Below are 2,655 nucleotides of genomic sequence, written 5' to 3' on the forward strand. Positions count from 1 at the left end.
TCTCTATAGGAACAAGGCGACCATAGCAATAGCCTAGCCGGGAGAGATAGGCAATGGGGATATTGCGCTTCAAGCACTCCCTCACAACATCGGTAGTCACCTGAGAGCGGCCAAAGATTAAAATTTGCTCCAGCAAGGGCAGAGGCATCTCTTGCAAGAGCGACTCGCCCAAATGAACCAGCACAAACTCTTGCCTGAGGCTTAGCCTGCACCCTTGCTGGGAAACATACAAGGTTCGCATTATTGATCATCTCGACGCAGACTCTCTGAGCCTCGCCTTGGCTCTATGGAAGTGCTGGTCTTGGATTGGCGCTCTTCTGGCAAAACCTCCACGTCAATTTCAGGGCTTGACAAAAGATCCATGACCATCTCTGTTAAGCTTCCAGAAAAGAAGCTGGCAATGGCAACCAAAATAGTGTTGGTAATCACGGCTGCCAGGCCCAAGGGAGCAATGAGCAAAATGGCCAGTGTAATCGAGCCATTGATTACGGCTGTAACAAGGTTTCTGAGAACTTTGGCATTGATCTTCTTTTTGGGCATTTTGTTTCTCCAAAAATTCTTCGAGATTTCTTCTATCTCAAGGGCCAGATTACTTGAAAATCATCAGCATCTTTCTTGAGCTCCTCAAGATACTTTTTCCTAGGATCTGCCGTTGCCCCAAAAACGGTAACCACTTGGTAATCACCCAAATCGGCAATCCAAACCGGAGAGGGCAGAGCACCTCCCTGTACACCCCCGCACAAGAATTTGTCGTACCGGCCTTCATCTTGTCGGCCTAAGCGATGCAAAGTTGCCAGGGCATAGGGTTTGTTGAAATCTTCCTCGCCGCTGCAGACTACGATCCTGCAGTTGGCATCCACCGCTTGCGGCCATTTATCCCTCTGAACCTGGCCAGCACTTCTTGGGCTATCGGGGTTAATGGCCTGCTTGGTTAGAGTCTTGAGAGCGTCAAAGAAGTTGCCCAGGCGCTTTTGGAAAAGCTTCTGAAACCCGGCCACCGACTCCGCCAGCTTCCAAAAGGCATCCTCCGACCTGGGAATTAGGGTAGAGCCGCGCCACCAGGGAGGCCGGTCGCGATCCTGGCGGGAGTAGCAGGGTCTTCTAGCACCTTGGCCCACACCCCCCAGATGGAACATCATCCAGGTGAGGTTAGTAAAGAGCCTTTTCACCGCCTCCTGCTCTGCTGGGGAAGCGTAATTTTGGCACTCGCTAGAAAAACTCAAGACAAGGATCCCTTCTTGTTGGCCTGCGACTTCTCTTCGCTGATTGGGCTCCGGCCGAGAGACTTTGCCGTTCAGCAAATCCACATGGATCCAGCCGTGTTTTTGCTCAGGGGTGATGGAGCCAAAAAGTTGGCCCTCCCACTTTTGCACCTGAACAACTGGCAGAACCCCTAAGGCAAAAGTGCGAAACCAGTAGCGCAGCATATTCTTAAAAGCCACAGGCCGCACTTCGGCAATGGGTCGATTATCATAGCGATTCCTATCCGGATTCCAGTTAGCTACTTGACGCCCGTGAATGAGTTGGCCTTCTAGCTCAAAGGGCAGCCGCAAGAATTCCCCTTGCATCTTGTCCAGCGATTTTCCTAGGGGGATCAGCCGGCCATAGCCAGTATTCACCTGCGATCCCACCCCTTGCTCTAGGCCCCGGATCAGCCACTCCTTGACTTGAGCCAATATCTGGTCAGTACAGCCGGGGCCTTTGCGTAGGCCAATCAAAAAAGTGGCTTGTTTGAGAGAAAAGAACAAGTTAGGGTTAGGCGAGTAGTCAAGATTCTTTCCATTCCATTTCCAGATATTGTTGGCAATATCTACCGCCAGGCCTCCGGTTTTGGAGTTATCGGGATCCTCCCGCCTCTGGGGCCGAGTGGGCATAGGGTAGGCATCCAGAAAAATTACCTTGCCAGCACTGTCTTGTTCGCCAGCTTGTAGGTGACCAAACCAAGGAGCTACAGCTTTGTCCGCTTCCTCCCAAGAGAGGTTGCGCTCCCGCATCAGCTCTCGAATGGCCTGGGATCGGGCTACGCCGCGCAGGGTGGAGCTGGGAATGTAAGGGATCCCTAAGTGATCGAAAGCAGGGAGCAGCATGCTCTCCGGGCCTTTGGCTCCACCGACTCGAATTCGCCAGGGACAGGTGACCTGAAAGGTGTTGCTGGCAATACGCTGGGTGCGCTCATTCAAAACCTTCAAGCGAGCTCCAAAGTTGATCCTGGTTTCCACTTGGTGCGCCAGCTCCGCCTTGGTGCCGTCTTTAAAAGCATCGAGCGGCGCTCGCATCCAACGCAAATATTCAACAAAGCCAGCGGTGGGACCGGGGTTGGGCGTGGGATCCAAGGGGTGACCTAGCCACGGTGAGGGCGGAGGATTGTTGCCTCCTCCACCGCGCGGCTGGTTTCCCCCTCCATTGCCTCCTCTAGGAGAATTAGGGCCCCGATTTTCCTGAGGCGGCCGGCGGCTGGGATCCCCTGGCCTGGGGGGACGAGGAAGCGGCTGAGGAGCGTTGCCAGGACGAGTAGGGCGATTGCCAGTCATGGGATCTTCTCCAAAAGTGGGAAACAGCGTTAGGAATTGCCAAGGGTTTGCCGAAATTTGCGCAACATAGCGCTGGTGCCAATTTCTAGGGCGCGTCGAATGAGTTGAGGTACAAGATTGGGGA

The 2,655-nt window shown here is 53.7% G+C and carries 3 protein-coding genes; all 3 read right to left on the reverse strand.

The window, feature by feature from the left end; translation table 11 throughout:
* A partial coding sequence (locus tag NW807_RS09510) for a CRISPR-associated endonuclease Cas1 (RefSeq protein ID WP_414425950.1) occupies positions 1–184 on the reverse strand: 184 nt, incomplete at its 3' end.
* A 56-nt stretch (positions 185–240) separates the two neighbouring features.
* Positions 241–540: a CRISPR-associated protein Csx18 gene (gene csx18 / locus NW807_RS09515; RefSeq protein ID WP_099812781.1), complete on the reverse strand. Its 300-nt coding sequence runs from the start codon at positions 538–540 to the stop codon at positions 241–243.
* A 32-nt stretch (positions 541–572) separates the two neighbouring features.
* Positions 573–2,531, reverse strand: coding sequence for an RAMP superfamily CRISPR-associated protein (locus tag NW807_RS09520; RefSeq protein ID WP_414425951.1), 1,959 nt, complete (start codon positions 2,529–2,531; stop codon positions 573–575).
* Positions 2,532–2,655: the final 124 nt, after the last annotated feature.

It is taken from the genome of Synechococcus sp. R70.1 (genome assembly GCF_047461675.1).
Lineage (GTDB): Bacteria > Cyanobacteriota > Cyanobacteriia > Thermostichales > Thermostichaceae > Thermostichus.

What these genes read in the sequence shown, in the direction of transcription:
- csx18 (WP_099812781.1), bottom strand. Translation starts at nt 540, where the DNA reads ATGCCCAAAAAGAAGATCAATGCCAAAGTTCTCAGAAACCTTGTTACA.
- NW807_RS09520 (WP_414425951.1), bottom strand. Translation starts at nt 2,531, where the DNA reads ATGACTGGCAATCGCCCTACTCGTCCTGGCAACGCTCCTCAGCCGCTT.